Genomic DNA, 17,189 nt, shown 5'->3' with positions numbered 1-17,189 from the left:
CGCGTTACAACAACCTCAAAAGCCTCTGTCCCTGCGACGCGCGATGCGCGGTGACAGTATTTACGTGTCGAATGAGAGAGTCGCCCACAGCTACGACGACGAGGAGACGACAGACCGTCGATAAATATATGTTTTTTAACAGAAATGAGTTCCCATGAGGCGAACCAGAGCGCTGACGATGTATCTCATCGTTCCGTGTCTGCTCTACGCTGCCGCGTTCGTAATCGTGGTAACTCAGTTTTCGGCTGTCGTCGAAACCAGCACGCTGCGGCAGTCACATACGATATTCGCAGCGATTATTGCGGTCGTTCTGCTCGTCAAAAGAGACGAACTGTCCGCCGAGAGGTGAGCGCATTCCGCTCAGGGTGCGTGCTGTACTGCGTCACGAATCAGAATCGTCCGCCGAGTGCGAGGCGTCATCCGTACGCCTCAAGTTTGCCCACTCGACGGCGAGTCGCCGTTCCGCGAAACATCCGAACCGACACCCACCTTCTTTACGGAGCGTTCCGTGGTCGCGAACAGAGGACTCGATGACACCGAAACAGGGTGGACACACACCGCTTTCACCTCGCGCGACGCGAGCGTTCGAGCACCTTCGGCCCCTTGTCGCTGACCGCGATGCCGGGATGCCCGTGGCGGACGCCCGCCAACGAGTTCGCTCGGCGGGTGAAGACCCCGCAGCCGTCGACGAACTCCTGAACAAGGGCTATCTCTACGAAGTCGAAGGCGACGTGTTCGTGACGTGAGCGCTGCCGCGCCGGCCTGACCGGACGCGGAGGCGGACCACCGAACCGGACGCGACGAAGTGCGAGGCCGCGCCGACCGCGACCCGCTCGCGGGAGTCGGGTGCGACTATCCTGTGACACGCGAAGATTTTCGGCTATATAGCACCCGTGCGACTCGTGAGACGCACATATCCGTCACGAGAATCGAGAGGAGCCACGAGATACTTACACCGCGAGCGAGACGTGCGGGGTGCATCATGAAGAAGGTCCTCGCACGAATCGGAATCGGCAACGCAACCGTCGATACCGTCCTCCCCTCCGACACCGTCCACCCCGGCGAAACGGTCGACGCCGAGGTTCGCATCGAAGGCGGGTCGGCGGAACAGGAAATCGGGAGGGTTCGGTTCGAGCTGGAGACCCGCTACCGAACCGACGACGGCTACCGAGAGGTCGATATCACACAGTACACCCTCGCGGAAAGCCTCACTATCCAACCGGACGAACAAGAGACACGGGACGTGTCACTCGACATTCCCCACGGGACGCCCGTCACACTCGGGAACGTCGACGTGTGGGTCGAGACCGAACTCGACATCGAACTGGCCGTCGACCCCGAAGACAAAGACTACCTGAACGTCCAGCCGACGCCGCGGCTGCAAGCCGTCTTCGACGCGCTCGACGACCTCGGCTTCTCGCTGCACACCGCCGAGTGCGAGGCCGACCCCCACGGCGTGTTCACCTCGTCGCGGCGCTTCGTCCAAGAGTTCGAGTTCCGACCCACGTCGGGACCGTTCGCCGGCGATGTAGACGAGCTCGAAGTCGTGCCGCGGCCGGGCGAAAACGGGCTCGAACTGTTCCTCGAAGTCGACCGCCGCGGCGGCGTGCTGAGCGAACTCAGCGACTTGGACGAGCGGACCGTCCAGACGACGGTTCGGACCACCGACGTGAGCGAAGTGCGCGACGAGCTGGAGTCGCTGATTCGCGCCAACGCCTGACGGCGGCGCACGGGGCGAATTACCCCGACTCGCTTCCGGCGACCCAACGTTTTTGCGTCGATTCGGCGTATCTCTGCCGGCATGACGACACTCGAAGACATCGACCTGGACTTCGTCCCGCTCGGCGAGACGGGCCTCCAGACGAGCGAACTCCAGTTCGGGACGTGGCGGTTCGGCAAGGAGACCGAACAGGGGAACGTCGAAATCGGTGAGGAGCGCGCGCACGAACTGCTCGACGCTTACGAGGCGGCCGGCGGACGCTTCATCGACACCGCAGACATCTACGGCGGCGGCGCGAGCGAACGTTGGATCGGAGACTGGCTCGAAGACCGAGACCGAGAGCGGTTCACCATCGCGTCCAAAATCTACTGGCAGATTCGCGACGGCGACCCGAACAGCCGCGGGACGAACCGGAAGAACGTCCGCCACCGCATCGACGCCCTGCTCGACCGCCTCGACACCGACTACGTGGACGTACTCTACATCCACCGCTGGGACGACGAGACGCCCACCCGCGAGATGATGAAGACGCTCAACGGCCTCGTCGAAGACGGGAAGGTCCACTACCTCGGTGCGTCGACCCTCCGACCGAACGCGTGGAAGGTAGCGAAGGCGAACGAAATCGCCCGCGCCGAGGGCTGGGAGCCGTTCACCGTCGCCCAGCCGCGGTACAACCTCGTCGACCGCGAAATCGAGGGAGACTACCTCGAGATGACCCGCTCGTACGGCATCGCGGTCTGCCCGTGGAGCCCGCTCGGACAGGGTTTTCTCACCGGAAAGTACACCCGCGAGGACGGTCTCACCGGCGAGTCCCGCGCCGCGGAGTCCAGCCGGTTCGAGGAGTCGTATCTGACCGAGGAGAACTTCGACGTGCACGACGAACTCGATGCGGTCGCCGAGGAAGTCGACGCGACGCCCGCGCAGACGGCGCTCGCGTGGCTCATGCACCGCGACGGCGTCACCGCGCCCATCGTCGGCGCTCGCACGGTCGAACAGCTGACCGAGAACCTCGAAGCCGCGACCATCGACCTCACCGACGAGCAGGTCGACCGCCTGACCGAGGCGAAGCCCGACCCCTACGCGGGGCTCTAAGGGTCTTTCCGGGGAGTGTTACACCCCCTCGCGAATCGTCTTGTAGAGGTGCGCGAGCGTCTTCATCCCCGGCGCGTTCCGTTCGAGGGAATAGAAGGGGTGAAGTTCGGGGTTGAACTTCGCCTTGTATCGGTTGATACGGCGGTTGTTCGCGCCGACGAGGTCGTAAGTCGTCCGCCCGCGGTCCATCGCATCGCGCATGATGCGCCAGTCCAGCAGGTCGTTGATGGCGAGGTCTGAGCCCACGTCGGCCCGGACGCCGCCCTGCCACCGCGACACCGTCTCCTTGTAGTCGACGGCGAGGATTCCGCCGGCGAACTCGCCGTCGATTCGGAGGACGTAGGGGCGAATCTGTCCCTCGGGAAGGGTGGCGTAGAGGTCCCTGACGAACTCCGGCGACGACCGATAGGAGATGCCCTGCGATTCGTAGCGCGAGGCGACCTGTTCGACGATGCGCTCGATTGCTTCGGGGCCGCCCTCCTCGATGGAGTACGCGTCGTCGGGCGCGTTCCGGATGTTCGACCGGGCGTCGCTGCTGAAGCTCATGAACACGTCGTCGACGCCGGGCGAGAGGTCGACGTGGTAGGTGTACTGCGGCGTTATCGCGTAGTCGTTCCACGAGAACGCCCTGAGGTCGTCGTACCGGCCGTCGAGTCGGATGTGGGCGTAGCGCGGCCGAATCTCGTCGCGGACCCATGCGAGACAGCCGTCGATGAACTCGTGGTGTCGTCCCTCGCGCTTTCGCTGTTTCATGTGGTCCATGTTCAACAGGACCGGGCCGAGGTACGCGACGCGAAGCTCCGGCGGCGGCGAAAACACCGTCGCTATCGGCCCCTTGTTGATTCGGAACACCGGAAACAGTCCGACGACCTCCTCGCCTTTTCGTCCGACGAGGGGAACCAACTCCGCGCCGGCGTGCGCCGCCTGAATCTCCAGCGCGTCGTACTGATGGAACGCGTTGCCGTGCGGTGACTGTTCGACGAACGCGTCCCAACCGCGGACGTCGTCTCCAGTCGCCCGCCGAACCTCGATACTCATGAGTAAGGTGCCTGAACTGTCGCGTCACACCTCTTTGTTATGCGCCCGTTATGCGGGTGATTTGACCCGCTTTGGACGGCTCACAACCGCATCACGGCAGTCGTTAACAGCAAATTTCTGATAAGAACCCGACGAAGGTGCAAACGTTCGCCGGTCGGAAGCCGACGAGTCGGGAGGAAACCGTCAAAGCGGGGACTACCCTCGCGTTTGTAACGCCGGGTCGAAGCCACCGTTTTACGCGGTGAGACCGAACTTCGACTATGGCCGGCCTCTCCGAACGCGCCGCGTCGCTCGTCACGAGCGAACCGCTCATGGCGCACCTCGCGACCAGCGTCGACGACCACCCCCACGTCGCGCCCGTCTGGTTCGACTACGCGGCCGACCGCGGGGTAATCGAAGTGCTCACCACGGGCCGAAAGCTCGCTAACATCCGCGAGAACCCGCGCGTCGCGCTCTCCATCCAGAAAGACGAGAACGGACAGGCGCAGTGGAACGTGACGGTTCTCGGGACGGCCACCGTCGTCACCGACGACGACGCCCTGCGAGACGCCACGCGGCGAATCAACCGGAAATACGGGGCCGAGGAGTCGGCGTGGCCCGAAAACGAGTTGGTCCGCATCTCGGTGGGAACCGCGACGGTCAGCGAGTACTGAGGCGGACAGCCGGAAGGGCCTGCGTCAGTGGGACGACGGTGTCTCAGTCGGACGACCGCGCGTCGGTTCGGCCGTCGTCGAATCGACGAATCTCCCGCGAGAGCCGGCCGAGGTCGAAGCCGGCGTCCGTGAGTCGGGCGGCGACGAGCGCCGCCGCGGTCGACACCACGAACGCGCCGCCGAAGGAGGTGAGATACAGCGGGTCGGCGGCGGGGAGCAGGCCGCCGACGACCGGAATCGACGTGATGACGCCGCGGAGGTCGGGGAAGAACGCGAGGCCGACGGCGAGCCCGGTGAGACTGCTCGCGAGCGCGCCGAGCCCGGTGATTCGCGTCGAGTACAGCCCGTAGACGAGCGGGAAGGCGACGGCCGCGCCGAGCAGGTCAGCGAAGAAGAACAGTCGGAGGACGCTCTGAGCACGGAGGCTGACGTAAATCGCGGCGGCCGCGACGACGATGGTGAGCGCCCGCGACCCGAGGGCGAGGCGGCGGTCGCTCGGTTCCGCGAGCAGGCGGGCGAGGTCCGCGGTCACGAGGCTCGAAAGCGCGTTGAACAGCGTGTCGATGGAGCTCATCACGAGCAGGAGCGCGAGGAGGACCGCCGCGAGGACGAGCCACTCGGGGAACGCCTCGCCGAGGAGGACGAAGAAGGCGGCGTCGGCGTTGTAGCCCGCGCTCGCGGGGTCGGTGACGACGGCGGCGTTGCCGACCGCGACGACGCCGAAGAAGGCGGTGACGAACACGATGGCACCGTTGGCGAGCGCCGCGGTTCGAAAGCTCCGCCCGACCGTCTCCGACGAGTCGGCCGCGTAGATGCGTTGCCACCACGTCTGGTTGATGAGTTCCGCGCCGAGGATGGCGAACGCGAGCGCGAGGCCGAACTGGAGGCCGGCGACCGCCCCGAGGTCGAGGAGCGCGGGGTTCGTCGCCGTGATACCGTCGATGGCGGCGGCGGGACCGCCGAGCGCGACGAGCGCGCCGGCGAACGCGAGCAAGAGGAGCGGGATGACGACGACCGCTTGGACCGCGTCGGTCGCGATGCTGGCCCGGAGGCCGCCGTAACTCGTGTAGAGCAGGACGAAGCCGCCGACGAGGAGCGCGGTCTGCCACTGCGGGACGCCGGCGACGAGCGAGAGCGCGCCAGCGATGCCGGTCAGTTCGGCGGCGAGGAAGATGAACATGTAGAGCGCGCTCACGACGAGGACGAAGGCGTACATCGCGGTCCCGTATCGGGCGTGGGCGTACTCGGTCAGCGAGTGTCCCTCGGGGATGAGCTCCCGGATTCGCGGGCCGAGGCGGGCGTAGACGAGCATCGGGACGGCCTCGCCGACCGCGTAGCCGACGACGGCCGCGATACCGAAGCTCGCGCCCGCTTCGGGGGCCGAAAACAGCACCCAGACGCCCATGACGGACGCGACGAGCGTCGCCGTCGTCCGCCGGCTTCCCGCGGAGTCGCGGGCGCTGATGAGGTCCTCGACGGAGCCGACGCGGCCGCGGGAGAACCACACGCCGACGCCGGTAAACGCGACGAGCGTGGCGACGGTCAGCCCGAGCGCGACGGTCGAACTCACCATCGGTCGTCACCCGGTTGGGGCGAACCTCGGCCCAGTTCGTACGCCTCGTCGAAGAACGTGACCTCCAGTTCGACCGTGCGACGGAACAGCTGTTCGAGCCGCCGTTGCCGACGCGGGGAGGCGGCCGCGCCCTCGCGGTCGAGTTCGGTCCGGAGCCACTCGACGAACGACGCGAAGTCGTCGATGGCGTGGAGGTCGACCCACTCGGAGAGGTAAAATCGAGACGGGGAGTCGTCAGCGTCGGCCGCGGCGGTCGCCCACGACAGGTAGACCCACTCGGCGGGGACGAGCACCGCCAGCGTCTCGGCGTACCCGCCCTGCCCCGCGGCGCGTTCGAGGAGGTCGATGAAGGCGCGCGTCGTCGGCGTCGTCTTCGGGTCCGAGTAGACCGATTCGGGCACGTCGAGGGCGTCGAACGCCCGCAGGAAGTAGTCGTCCTCGTCGTCGGTCAGGACGCCGAGAAACGAGACGAGTTCGGACTTCGACGCCATAGTCGGCGCGGTGCCGACGGCGTGACCGAAGACGCCGACGAGCGTCTCCACGAAGGCGTAGTCCTGCACGAGATACTGCCTGAACACGTCGTCCGCGAGTTCGTCGGCGGCGAGTTCCCGCGTCAGTCGGTGCGCGGTCGCGTCGTCCCACGACTCGCCCGCGCGCTCGCGGAGCCAGTCGGTAAAGCGCGGGTCCGACCGCGACGCGGCGAAGTCGTCGTACGTCTCGGGGGCCGGCTGGCTCTCACCGGGCGAGCCGACCGAGTCCGACGGGTCGCCGTCGGTCATAGCGGCCACTCCTCTTGCCGCCACGCGGCGTCCCAAAACAGGTACTCGTACTGCGCCGACGTGCGGAACAGATTCCGGTAGCGCTCGCGGTCCGACTCGGTAGCGCTCGCGGCCACGTCGTCCATGAGCGCCTTACACCAGTCGGTGAGTTCGGTGAACTCGTCGCCGGCGTACATCTCGACCCACGCGGCGTACTGGTCGTGATCCGGAACCCCCGCGTCCGCGAGGCGGCGTCCCGTCTCGTTGAACCCCCACATACAGGGGAGCAAGGCGGCGACGATATCACCGAACGACCCGAGCGTCGCGGTGCGAACGAGGAAATCCGTGTATGCGCGGGTCGTCGGCGACGGCGTCGTGGCTTCGAGTTCGTCGGTGTCGATGCCGAACTCGGCGGCGTAGCTCCGGTGGAGGTCCATCTCCTCGTTGACGGTCGATTCGAGGAGGCTCGCGAACGTCCCCATCGAGTCGAGCGTCGGGGCCTTCGCGGCACCGAGCGCGAAGAGGCGACTGTACTCGACGAGGTAGACGTAGTCCTGCCGCACCCAGTAGCGGAACGGCTCCTCGTCGAGGCTCCCCTCCCCGAGTCGGACGACCATCGGATGGTCGAGGATGGCCGACCAGAACTCGTCGGCCTCGTCGTGAATCGTGTCTGTGAACGCCATAGCGAGTAATCGAAGAAGACGCTGAAAAGAATTATGATGGGGTAGTATTCATTAGTTATTCGCGCGGGAGAGCGGGCGTCTCGGACCATCGTATCGGATGTGTTCAGCGGGTTCGCCACCGTTCGACTGTTTCTAAGTCCGGACTTCCAAATCCGGGCTGTTGTCCAGTTTTGACTGTTGTCCGGTCGACTGTCGATTAGTCGCCCGGTTGTCCAGCTGTCCGGTGGTTAACGGGAGAAACGACCCCGTAGTTTAAGGCGAACGGGTGTCAACGATTTCACAAGATGTCGCAGGTGAACGCCATCGGGTCCATCGAGATTCAGAACGTCGTCGCTTCGACGGAAGTTCCGGTCGAACTCGACCTCGAACGACTCTCGCTCGACATGAACGGGACCGATTACGACCCCGAGAACTTCCCCGGACTCGTGTATCGGACTCGGAATCCCAAGTCGGCGTGTCTCGTCTTCCGGTCGGGCAAAGTCGTCTGCACCGGCGCGGACAGCGTCGACGACGTGAGTACCGCCATCGAAACGCTGTTCGACGAGTTCACCGAACTCGGAATCCCGATTCCCGACGACCCGGATATCATCGTCCAAAACATCGTTTCGAGCGCCGACCTCGGGGCGGCGCTCAACCTGAACGCATTAGCCATCGGTCTCGGTCTCGAAGCCGTCGAGTACGAACCCGAGCAGTTCCCCGGACTCGTCTACCGCCTCGACGAACCGAGCGTCGTCGTCCTCATGTTCGGGAGCGGGAAAATCGTGATTACGGGGGCGAAGCGGGTTAGCGACGCCGAAACGGCCCTCGAAACCGTCGACGATGACGTTCGCGAACTCGGACTACTCGGGTGAGCACTCGTCGGGTACTCGGTCGGCGGTGAGTGACGGGGTGTCGTCTGACGTGTTGGCGTCGTTGGAGGGCAGTGAACTAGAAGTCGGCAAATCAGTCACGGATTCGTTGTTCGTTGTTTGTTATTGGGTTTTGTTGTTGTTGTTGTTGTTGTTGTTGTTGTTGTTGTGTTATTTTGTTGTTGTTTCATTGTATTGAGTAGTAGAACTAGTAGTCTAGCTACTAGTGATAGTGTGATGTCGAGATACCATGACTACTCTTCGACTACTCTTCGAGGACCGGGTGTCACTCACGAGTAGACCATCTACCCTCGGGAACACACACACACCACCCTCGCGTTTGTAACGGCTACGCCAGTCCCTAGGGAGATTCGACACACCCCCCTCGCGTTTGTAAATCTAGGGGCAAAAGTAACCGACAACACCTCACCCGCTGACCTACCCCCACGCCGATTCGCGTTACATTCGCGAGGGTGGTGTGTCTGCACTGCCGCTTTCACCACTCGACGTTACAAACGCGACGGTACTCCCCCGTTCGATTACAAACGCGAGGGTGGTCTCTCGGAGGCCGAGTTACAAACGCGAGTGTACCCCCCACCGACTGCGTCTTCCTCGTGACCGCCTCGGCCGTTACAAACGCGAGGGTGGTGTCTGACGGTCTTACTTGCGCGATACTACCCGTTGATCGTCGAATCCAAAACTGGGTCCGAAGTGCCGTTCAAACGGCCGTATTTGTCGCTGTTACAAACGCGAGTCCACCCCTTCACATTTATTACGGGTGAGTATGAATACCGAACTCACATGACATCGGACGAGAGCGAGGGTGGGACTCGCGACCCGTTGTTCCGCTACGACCAACCCATCTTCGCGAACGAGGATATCCTCAAAATCTCTCATCTCCCCGGTCCCGACAAGATTGTCGGCCGCGACGAGCATATGTCGAAAGTCGCACAGGCGCTCAACCCCGCCATCTTCGGACGCGAACCGACCCATCTGTTCATCTTCGGCAAGACCGGGTCGGGAAAGACGCTCACCGCTCGCCTCGTGAGCGAGCGACTCCAACACGAGGCGGTCCGCGAGGACGTCGACGTCCGCATCGCCGTCATCGACTGCGGCGAACAGCACACCGAGGCGTCGGTCATCAAGACGCTCGCCTCGCAGGTCAACGACCCGTCGAAAAGCGGGATGACGATTCCCGAGCGCGGGCTGTCGACCGGCGACTACTACAACCGCCTGTGGCAGGTGCTCGACACCTGCTCCGACGTGACCATCGTCATCCTCGACGAAATCGATATGCTCCGCGACGACGAGGTGCTCCGAAAGCTCTCGCGCGCGGGCGAGAATCAAAAGATAGTCGACTCGCGCATCGGCATTATCGGCATCTCGAACAAAATCGACTACCCCGAGGAACTCACGGAGCGCGTCAAGTCGAGTTTTGCCCACGACGAACTCGTCTTCCCGTCGTACGACGCGAACCAACTCCGCGAAATCCTCGAAAACCGGAAGGACGCGTTCAAGCCCGGCGTCCTCACCGACGACGTGATTCCCCTCGCGAGCGCGCTCGCCGCCCAGGAACACGGCGACGCCCGGAAGGCCATCGACATCCTGCGCAACGCCGGCCGAATCGCGCGCAACGAGAGCGCCGAGACCGTCACCGACGACCACGTGCGGGCGGCCAAGGAGAAAAGCGAGGCCGACCGCTTCAGCGAACTCCTCGAAGGGACCGCCACGCAGTCGAAGGCCGTCCTCTACTCGCTCGTCCTCCAGACCGGCGGCCGGAAGACCGCCGAGATTACGACGAACAAGATTTACCGACAGTATCTCACCGTCGCCGACGACCTCGACATGGACCAACTCTCCGAGCGCCGCGTGCAGGAACTCCTGCAAGAACTCGACTTCCTCAACGTCATCCAGTCGGAGGTCCGCGGGCGCGGCCGCGGACAGGGCGTCCACGGGACCCACCGCCTGCTCGAAGACCCGGACATCGTCAAGCGAGTGCTCCTCCGGGACAGCCGTATCTCCACGCTCGAATAGCGACGCACGGCACGCGACGCCTGCGTCCGCACAGGTCTCCGATGCTGACGGCCGCGTCGGAAAAAAGCTACCGCACGAATCCTTAACACACATCCGTCTCTGTCGATAGACGACCGAAACCATGGACGAAGAGTTACGCTCGTTGCTTACGAGTCTCGTCGAAATCGAGACCGAGAACCCGCCGGGGGACGAGGCGACGGCGGCGCAGTTCGTGTCCGACTGGCTCGACTCCCGAGGCGTCTCGGCGACGCTCGTCGAGGAACCGTTCCCCGACCGACCGCAGGTCGCGGCCCGCGTCGGCGACGGCGAACCCTCAGTCGTCCTCAACGGCCACCTCGACGTGGTCCCGGCGGGCGACCGAGACCAGTGGACCCATCCACCGTACGACCCGACCGTCAGAGACGGCAGACTGTACGGTCGCGGGAGCGCGGACATGAAGTGCGGCGTCGCCCTCGCGATGCTCGCGACGGTCGAGTTCGCCGACGCGTTCGAGTCCGGGGCTCTCGACGGCTCGCTCGTGTTCCACGCCGCCGTCGGCGAGGAGACGGCCGAACCGGGGACGAAGACGCTCCTCGAACGCGGCTACGACGGCACCTACGGCGTCGTGCTCGAACCGACGGCGCTGCGGACCGCGACGAGCGCCAAGGGGCTCGGGTGGTACGAAATCTCCGTCGGCGGCGACCCGTCGCACGCGAGTCGGCCCGACGAGGGGGACAACGCGATTGGGAACGCCCGGCCCGTTCTCGACGCGCTCGAAGCGTACGACGAGGAGATTCGGGCGCGCGCCGACTCGCTCGTCGGTCATCCGACCGCGACCGTCACGCGGTTCGAGGCGGGCACGAAGGAGAACGTCGTCCCGGAGGGCGCGACGATAACGGTCGACAGGCGGTTCGTCCCCGCGGAGACCGTCGAGGAAGTCGACGCCGAAATCGATGCGCTGCTCTCCGACGTGGCGGCCGAACACGACCTGAACGTCGAGTGGACGCGAACGCGAGTCTACGAATCGGCGGCGGTTCCGACCGACAGCGACATCGCGGCGCGCTTTCGGGACGCGGCCGCCGAGCGGGCGGATATCGACCCCGAACCGTGGGGGATTCGGGCGGCGACCGACGTTCGGAACCTCGTCAACGACGCCGGGATGGACGCGATTACGTGGGGTCCGGGGTCGATGGCGCAGGCCCACGCCTACGACGAGTACATCGAACTGTCGGAGGTCGAAGCGGGGTACGACATCCTCCGCACGGCGCTCCGCGGGCTGTTCGAGGCCGGCGGAGACTGACACCGACTGTCGGCTGACGGGCTGAAAAAACATGACGCCGCGTTCGGCTATTCGACGAGTTCTTCGAACCGCTCGACTGCGGCGCTCGCGACCGCCATGTCTTCGGACACTTCGCCGCCGCTGACGCCGACGGTCCCGACGAGTTCGCCGTCGACTTCGAGCGGATAGCCGCCGCCGAAGACGACGAGTCGATTCTCGTCCGTCGTCTGGAGGCCCCACAGCGACTCGCCGGGCTGGCTCCCCTCGGCAAGTTCGTGCGTGGGCATCTGCAGCGCGGCCGCCGTGTACGCCTTGTTTCGCGAGATGTTGACGCTCGCCAGCCACGCGTCGTCCATTCGGTGCTGTGCGATGAGGTTACCCTCCGGGTTCGCGACCGTAATCACCATTCGCAGCCCCATCGACTCGGCTTCCGCTTCCGCCGCTTCGATGAGTGTCTTCGCCGTCTCGAGATTGATTGTATCGGACATATCGCTTCGTCGAAACCGGTCTCGACGGCCCTACTTATACGTGCGCCGCGGGTCTCGGACGAGCTGCCGATTTCGCTCCTCTCTCCCGATTTCGGGCGTCTGAGTGACCCTCGAACGACGCTGACGAGAGAACAACAAATATTGGTTTTCTTACACTTCTTGTCAACCCTCGGAATCGGGTCGAAGACGCATCGAGAAGACGGTCGGTTCGAGGCGAACCGACCCGGTAGCCGGTCAGTCGTACAGCGGGTACTCGGCGGTCAGTTCGTCGACCTTCTGGTCGACGAACCCCTTGACCGACTCGTCGTGCGGCGCGTCGACGATTTCGTAGATGAGGTCCGCGACGGTCCGGCAGGCCTCCTCGTCGAAGCCGCGGGTCGTCAACGCGGGCGTGCCGGCGCGAATCCCGCTCGGGTTGAACGCCGAACGACTCTCGCCGGGAACCGTGTTGGCGTTGAGGACGATACCGACCTCTTCGAGCGCCGCTTCCACGTCCTTGCCCGTCGTGTCCGGGTGCGACGGCCGGAGGTCGACAAGAACTAAGTGCGTGTCAGTCCCCCCGGAGACGAGTTCGAGGCCGCGTTCCTGTAACCGCTCGCCGAGGGCGGCGGCGTTATCGACGACCTGCGAGGCGTACTCCTCGAACTCGGGGGTCAGCGCCTCTCCGAAGCCGACGGCTTTCCCGGCGACGTTGTGCAGTATCGGTCCGCCTTGGAGGCCGGGGAAGACCGCGGAATCGACGTCGTCGGCGTGTTCCTCGTCGCACATGATGATGCCGCCGCGACCCGACCGAATCGTCTTGTGGGTCGAGCCGGTGACGAAGTCCGCGGTGCCGACGGGCGACGAGTGTTCGCCCGCGGCGACGAGGCCCGTGATGTGGGCGATGTCGGCGAGGTGGTACGCGTCGACCGAGTCGGCCGCGGCCTGTACGCGCTCCCACTCGACCTCTCGCGGGTACGCGGAGTAGCCCGAGATGATGATGTCCGGGTCGAACTCCTCGGCTTTCGCGGCGAGTTGGTCGTAGTCGACGTAGCCGGTCTCGGCGTCGACCTCGTACTGTTCGACCTCGTACGTCTTCCCCGCGACGTTCACCGGGTGGCCGTGGCTCAGGTGGCCGCCGTGGGTCAAATCCAGCGAGAGAATCTTGTCACCGGGTTCGAGCACGGCGAGGAACACGCCCATGTTCGCCTGCGAGCCCGAGTGTGGTTGGACGTTGACGTGGTCGGCGCCCCAAAGCTCCTTGGCGCGGTCGATGGCGAGCTGTTCGACCTCGTCGGCGTACTCACAGCCGCCGTAGTACCGGCTTCCCGGGTAGCCCTCGGCGTAGTTGTTCGTCAGTTCCGAGCTTTGGGCCTCCATGACCGCCTCGCTGACGTGGTTCTCGCTCGCTATCATGGCGAGCGTGTCGTTCTGTCGATCGCGTTCGCCCGCCAGCGCGTCGGCGACGGCCGGGTCGGTCTCTCGAACGGTGTCGTAAGGCATCGTGGGTGCATCTCGACTCTGCGGTATAACGCTTCGCCGTCCCCCGAGACGAGGGCGGCACGCCGCACCAGAACCACAACGTGACAGGACGCGCACGTTCTGTGTTCGGGTCGATGAGCGCGGTGAGTGCCGCTTGGATATCTTCGAAAGATACCCTGAATTGGGTTCGTTCACGGCCGAAATCGACGTATTACGTGTTCAGTTCTCACCGAGACGAGTACCCACCGGCGATAGCTCTATATTGGAACTTCGTCACGTCTCTCACATACCGTGCTAAGAACTATCACAGACTACGGAACGCCCCGGAACCGAGGGGACACGCGCCCGCCCCGGCGAGCCGTTCGGCCGACCGCCGAGGTGAGCCGCCGATGAGTGAGGTCGAGTCCCTCCCGGTGCAGTACAGCGACATCGAGCGCGCGAGCGAGCGACTCGAAAACGACCGCGTCGTCAAGCGGACGCCGATAGAGCGGAGCACCTCGCTCGGTGACCTCGTCGGCGCGGACGTCTACCTGAAGATGGAACACCTCCAGTGGACGGGGTCGTTCAAGACGCGGGGCGCGTACAACAAGATTCGACAGGATACCGACCGCGGCATCGACGAGTTCGTGGCCGCGAGCGCCGGCAACCACGCGCAGGGCGTCGCGCTCGCGGCAACCGAGTGCGGGGCCGACTCCACGGTCGTGATGCCGGAGAACGCTCCGCAGACGAAAATCGACGCGACGCGCGACTACGGCGCGGAAGTCGAACTCGTCGGCGAGGACTTCCAGGAGACGATGGCGTACGCCCAGTCGCTCGCCGAGGAATCGGACGCCGAGTTCGTCCACGCGTACGACGACTGCGACATCGTCGCCGGACAGGGAACGCTCGGCGTCGAGATGTACCGCGACCTCCCCGAGATGGACACCGTGGTCATCCCCATCGGCGGCGGCGGGCTCATCTCGGGCATCGCCACCGCAATCAAGCACCACGACCCCGAGATTCGCGTCGTCGGCGTGCAGGCTGAGGGCGCGGAGACGGTCCACGAGAGCCTCGACAAGGGTGTTCCCGTCACGCTCGACGACACCAACACCATCGCGGACGGCATCGCCACCGGCGGCATCTCCGAGTTGACGCTCCGAACCATCGAGGAACACGTCGACGAGGTCGTCACGGTCTCCGACGGGGAAATCGCGGAGGCTATCCTCCTCTTGCTCGAACGCGCCAAGCAGGTCGTGGAGGGTGCTGGTGCGGCTTCCGTCGCCGCCGTGCTGAGCGACGACCTCGACGTCGAGGGCGAGACCGTTATGCCGCTTCTCTGCGGGGGCAATCTGGACATGACGATGCTCCAGACGGTGCTCGTCCACGCGCTGACCAGCCGTCGCCAGACGCTCCGTCTCCGGGTTCGAATCCGGGACGAACCCGGCGAGATGGCGCGACTCTCCCGGCTTATCGCCGACCGCGACGCGAACATTCACGACGTTCGCCACGTCCGCGCCGTCGACACCCTCGACGTCGGCGAGGCCCACCTCCTGTTCCGCATCGAGACCAAGGGGGCCGAACACGCGGCGGCCGTCGTGGACACGATAGAGGACGCGGGCTACGCGGTCGACGACGTTTCGGAGCCGAGCTAGCGCCCGGTTCCCCGGTCTCGACCGTTCTCGAAGCCGAATCTCGAATGCCTCTCAATTTGACACGACGTGTGAGACGCGGCGGGACGCGGCTTGAACGACGAACGCGCTGATGTCCTCTCCGCGAAGCGACTCACCGATACCGACGAAGCGTCCGCTACGTCTCTCCGGCCGACTGCCGGATGCGCGCCACGACGTCTTCCCGACTCACGTCCGGGTCGTCGTCGGTCGTGAGTCGGCCCATCACGAATTCGAGTAGGTCGAGGTCTTGGAGCAGGTCGAGCGCGTCCATGCGTTCGAGGTCGAGCGCCTTACCGAACTCGTAGACGGTCTTGGCGTCGTTGGCGGCGTCGGCTAGTTGGTCGATTGTGACGGACTCGGGGAGGCCGATGCCGTCGGCGAGCGCCTCGGGCGACCCGTCGCCGTCCGTCGCGGGTGCCGGTGGTCGCTCGACGCCCGTCGGGTCGCCGGCGAGCGACGTTTCGTACGACGACGGTTCGTGGACGCCTTGGTCGATCATGTACCTGCGGACCGTCTCGTCCGTCACGTCCATCTCGAAGGCGTCGGCCATCCGCTCGAACGTCTCGTACCGCGCGTACACGGCTTCGAGGTACGTCGTGTCTTCGAACGCCGGCACGTTCGGGTTCCGAACGGCTCCGGGCGGTTCGGCATCGGCGTCGTCGTCGGCTGTCTCGGTTGCACTCGTCGTCGGCGCATCGGTCGCGACCGTGACGACGACCGCCGGGTCGCCGTCGAGCGAGACGTCCGCGGCGTCGACGGCGACGTGCTCGCGGTCGCTCGGCAGCACGTCGTCGACGCCGAGCGTGAGCCCGATCGACCCGTCGGAGTCGAGCGACGCCCCTCGGATTCGAACGGGAATGTCGCCGTCGGCGTCCGACGAGAGCGCGAACTCGACATCCGCGGACGCGCCCGAGTCCGTGACCGTCACGGACGACTTGCGGACGCTCGCGGCGTCCGTCCGCTCGCACTCTTCGAGGAATTCGCCCAGTCGCCGAAGCGATGTACCCACGCTCATTGTTCGTTTCGACGGACGCGCCGGGACTCCCTGAAAAGCGGTGTGGAATACTGAGTCAGTTTATATAACCCCACAGAATATGCGGCGAAAACTATAAACAAAAATCTAATGTTCACATTACTATATCGTGCCCACGAGAAACGCTTCTGTCGCGAGCGTCGACGCGAGTTCGCGACCTTCAACCGAACCGGCAGTCCGGTTTCCCCGGTGTCGAATCTCTGTATCCACGAGGTGAAGACACGATGAGTCTGATAACCGTTGCCGACATCGCGCACGACGACCTCGCGCTGACGCCGACGATTCAGTCGGAGGCCGCGAGCGAGATAGACGTCATCTCTCAATCCGCGACCGACCCCGAGACCGGCCTGTTTTTTTTCGTCGTGAAGGGCGCGGACGTCTCGGCGTTCGAAGCGGCGCTGGAGGTCGACCACACGGTCAGCGACTGGCAGCTCGTCTCCGAGCGGGAGGAGTCGGCGGTGTATCGCATCGGACACACGCCCGATACGATTCTCCTCTCGCCTATCATCACGGAACTCGGCGGGCTCATGCTCGACGCGTGCAGCAACGACACGGCGGGGTGGCGGGTCCGGCTCCAGCTTTCGGACCGCGAGGCGCTCTCGGAGGTGTGGGAGTACTGCGAGGCGAACGACATCTCCTTCGAGCTGAACCGGATGTTCCGACAGGACGGCTGGATGAACGGCGAGCCGAGCAAGCTGACCGACGCCCAGCGCGACGCGCTCGTCGCCGCCTACGAACACGGCTACTTCGAGGAGCCGCGAGAGGCGGCGCTAGACGACCTCTCCGAAGTACTCGACATCTCGCCGACGGCCGTCAGCGGACGCATCAGGCGGGGGACCGCGGAGCTGGTCGAGTCGATTCTCCTCGACGAGTGACGGAATAACCCCCCGAAGAAAGGCGG

The 17,189-nt window shown here is 64.8% G+C and carries 16 protein-coding genes; 9 read left to right on the top strand and 7 right to left on the bottom strand.

Annotated features, from left to right (window positions below; all coding sequences use genetic code 11):
* Positions 1 to 154 precede the first annotated feature (154 nt).
* From ACSR87_RS15865 to ACSR87_RS15855, 3 genes are all read left to right on the top strand, one after another.
* The gene (locus ACSR87_RS15865) at positions 155 to 349 is read left to right on the top strand and encodes a hypothetical protein (protein WP_004061830.1); all 195 of its coding nucleotides are present in this window, start codon (positions 155 to 157) and stop codon (positions 347 to 349) included.
* A 633-nt stretch (positions 350 to 982) separates the two neighbouring features.
* Positions 983 to 1,720 (top strand): sporulation protein, encoded by a 738-nt coding sequence (locus ACSR87_RS15860; protein WP_498531211.1) that lies wholly within the window; start codon positions 983 to 985, stop codon positions 1,718 to 1,720.
* An 81-nt stretch (positions 1,721 to 1,801) separates the two neighbouring features.
* Positions 1,802 to 2,812, top strand: coding sequence for an aldo/keto reductase (locus ACSR87_RS15855; protein WP_498531210.1), 1,011 nt, complete (start codon positions 1,802 to 1,804; stop codon positions 2,810 to 2,812).
* Between the two features lie 18 nt (positions 2,813 to 2,830).
* Here the strand turns inward: ACSR87_RS15855 and ACSR87_RS15850 are convergent, their stop codons facing one another.
* Positions 2,831 to 3,850, bottom strand: a complete 1,020-nt coding sequence (locus ACSR87_RS15850; RefSeq protein WP_498531209.1) for a lipid II:glycine glycyltransferase FemX — start codon at positions 3,848 to 3,850, stop codon at positions 2,831 to 2,833.
* A gap of 260 nt (positions 3,851 to 4,110) precedes the next feature.
* Here ACSR87_RS15850 and ACSR87_RS15845 point away from each other — a divergent pair, with 260 nt between their 5' ends.
* Entirely contained in the window at positions 4,111 to 4,503 is a 393-nt protein-coding gene (locus ACSR87_RS15845) for a pyridoxamine 5'-phosphate oxidase family protein (RefSeq protein ID WP_498531208.1), read from the top strand.
* Positions 4,504 to 4,546: 43 nt separating this feature from the next.
* Here the strand turns inward: ACSR87_RS15845 and ACSR87_RS15840 are convergent, their stop codons facing one another.
* The 3 genes from ACSR87_RS15840 to tenA are packed head-to-tail and all read right to left on the bottom strand — an operon-like array spanning position 4,547 to position 7,517.
* Complete coding sequence (locus ACSR87_RS15840) at positions 4,547 to 6,076, bottom strand: sodium:solute symporter family transporter (protein ID WP_498531207.1); 1,530 nt, start codon at positions 6,074 to 6,076, stop codon at positions 4,547 to 4,549.
* Positions 6,070 to 6,855 carry a TenA family protein gene (locus tag ACSR87_RS15835; RefSeq protein WP_498531206.1) on the bottom strand — a complete coding sequence of 262 codons (786 nt, stop codon included), beginning with the start codon at positions 6,853 to 6,855 and terminating at the stop codon, positions 6,070 to 6,072. The genes ACSR87_RS15840 and ACSR87_RS15835 overlap by 7 nt, the downstream gene beginning before the upstream one ends.
* Complete coding sequence (tenA, locus tag ACSR87_RS15830) at positions 6,852 to 7,517, bottom strand: thiaminase II (RefSeq protein WP_498531205.1); 666 nt, start codon at positions 7,515 to 7,517, stop codon at positions 6,852 to 6,854. The genes ACSR87_RS15835 and tenA overlap by 4 nt, the downstream gene beginning before the upstream one ends.
* A gap of 284 nt (positions 7,518 to 7,801) precedes the next feature.
* Between tenA and ACSR87_RS15825 the strand changes: the two genes are divergently transcribed.
* The 3 genes from ACSR87_RS15825 (at position 7,802) to ACSR87_RS15815 (ending at position 11,678) form a co-directional block, all read left to right on the top strand.
* Positions 7,802 to 8,368 carry a TATA-box-binding protein gene (locus ACSR87_RS15825; protein WP_498531204.1) on the top strand — a complete coding sequence of 189 codons (567 nt, stop codon included), beginning with the start codon at positions 7,802 to 7,804 and terminating at the stop codon, positions 8,366 to 8,368.
* Positions 8,369 to 9,166: 798 nt separating this feature from the next.
* Positions 9,167 to 10,399 carry a Cdc6/Cdc18 family protein gene (locus tag ACSR87_RS15820; RefSeq protein WP_004041152.1) on the top strand — a complete coding sequence of 411 codons (1,233 nt, stop codon included), beginning with the start codon at positions 9,167 to 9,169 and terminating at the stop codon, positions 10,397 to 10,399.
* A gap of 121 nt (positions 10,400 to 10,520) precedes the next feature.
* Positions 10,521 to 11,678: a M20 family metallopeptidase gene (locus tag ACSR87_RS15815; RefSeq protein WP_498531203.1), complete on the top strand. Its 1,158-nt coding sequence runs from the start codon at positions 10,521 to 10,523 to the stop codon at positions 11,676 to 11,678.
* A gap of 47 nt (positions 11,679 to 11,725) precedes the next feature.
* Here the strand turns inward: ACSR87_RS15815 and ACSR87_RS15810 are convergent, their stop codons facing one another.
* Together ACSR87_RS15810 and glyA are read right to left on the bottom strand one after the other, a co-directional pair.
* Positions 11,726 to 12,145, bottom strand: a complete 420-nt coding sequence (locus tag ACSR87_RS15810; protein WP_008573024.1) for a GlcG/HbpS family heme-binding protein — start codon at positions 12,143 to 12,145, stop codon at positions 11,726 to 11,728.
* 234 nt (positions 12,146 to 12,379) lie between these two features.
* Entirely contained in the window at positions 12,380 to 13,627 is a 1,248-nt protein-coding gene (gene glyA, locus ACSR87_RS15805; protein WP_498531202.1) for a serine hydroxymethyltransferase, read from the bottom strand.
* Between the two features lie 368 nt (positions 13,628 to 13,995).
* Here glyA and ilvA point away from each other — a divergent pair, with 368 nt between their 5' ends.
* A complete protein-coding gene (ilvA, locus tag ACSR87_RS15800; RefSeq protein WP_498531201.1) occupies positions 13,996 to 15,237 on the top strand; it encodes a threonine ammonia-lyase in 1,242 nt (413 codons plus the stop codon).
* Positions 15,238 to 15,391: 154 nt separating this feature from the next.
* On the opposite strand, the gene ACSR87_RS15795 is transcribed toward ilvA, so the two are convergent.
* On the bottom strand, positions 15,392 to 16,270 hold the full coding sequence (locus ACSR87_RS15795) for a DUF8073 domain-containing protein (RefSeq protein WP_498531200.1): 879 nt from the start codon (positions 16,268 to 16,270) through the stop codon (positions 15,392 to 15,394).
* 242 nt (positions 16,271 to 16,512) lie between these two features.
* Between ACSR87_RS15795 and ACSR87_RS15790 the strand changes: the two genes are divergently transcribed.
* Positions 16,513 to 17,163 (top strand): helix-turn-helix domain-containing protein, encoded by a 651-nt coding sequence (locus ACSR87_RS15790; RefSeq protein ID WP_004061817.1) that lies wholly within the window; start codon positions 16,513 to 16,515, stop codon positions 17,161 to 17,163.
* Positions 17,164 to 17,189 lie beyond the last annotated feature (26 nt).

This window comes from Haloferax sp. SDI50 (assembly GCF_059802635.1).
Note: the sequence above shows the minus strand (reverse complement) of the source record. Positions and strands in the feature narration are given on the sequence as shown.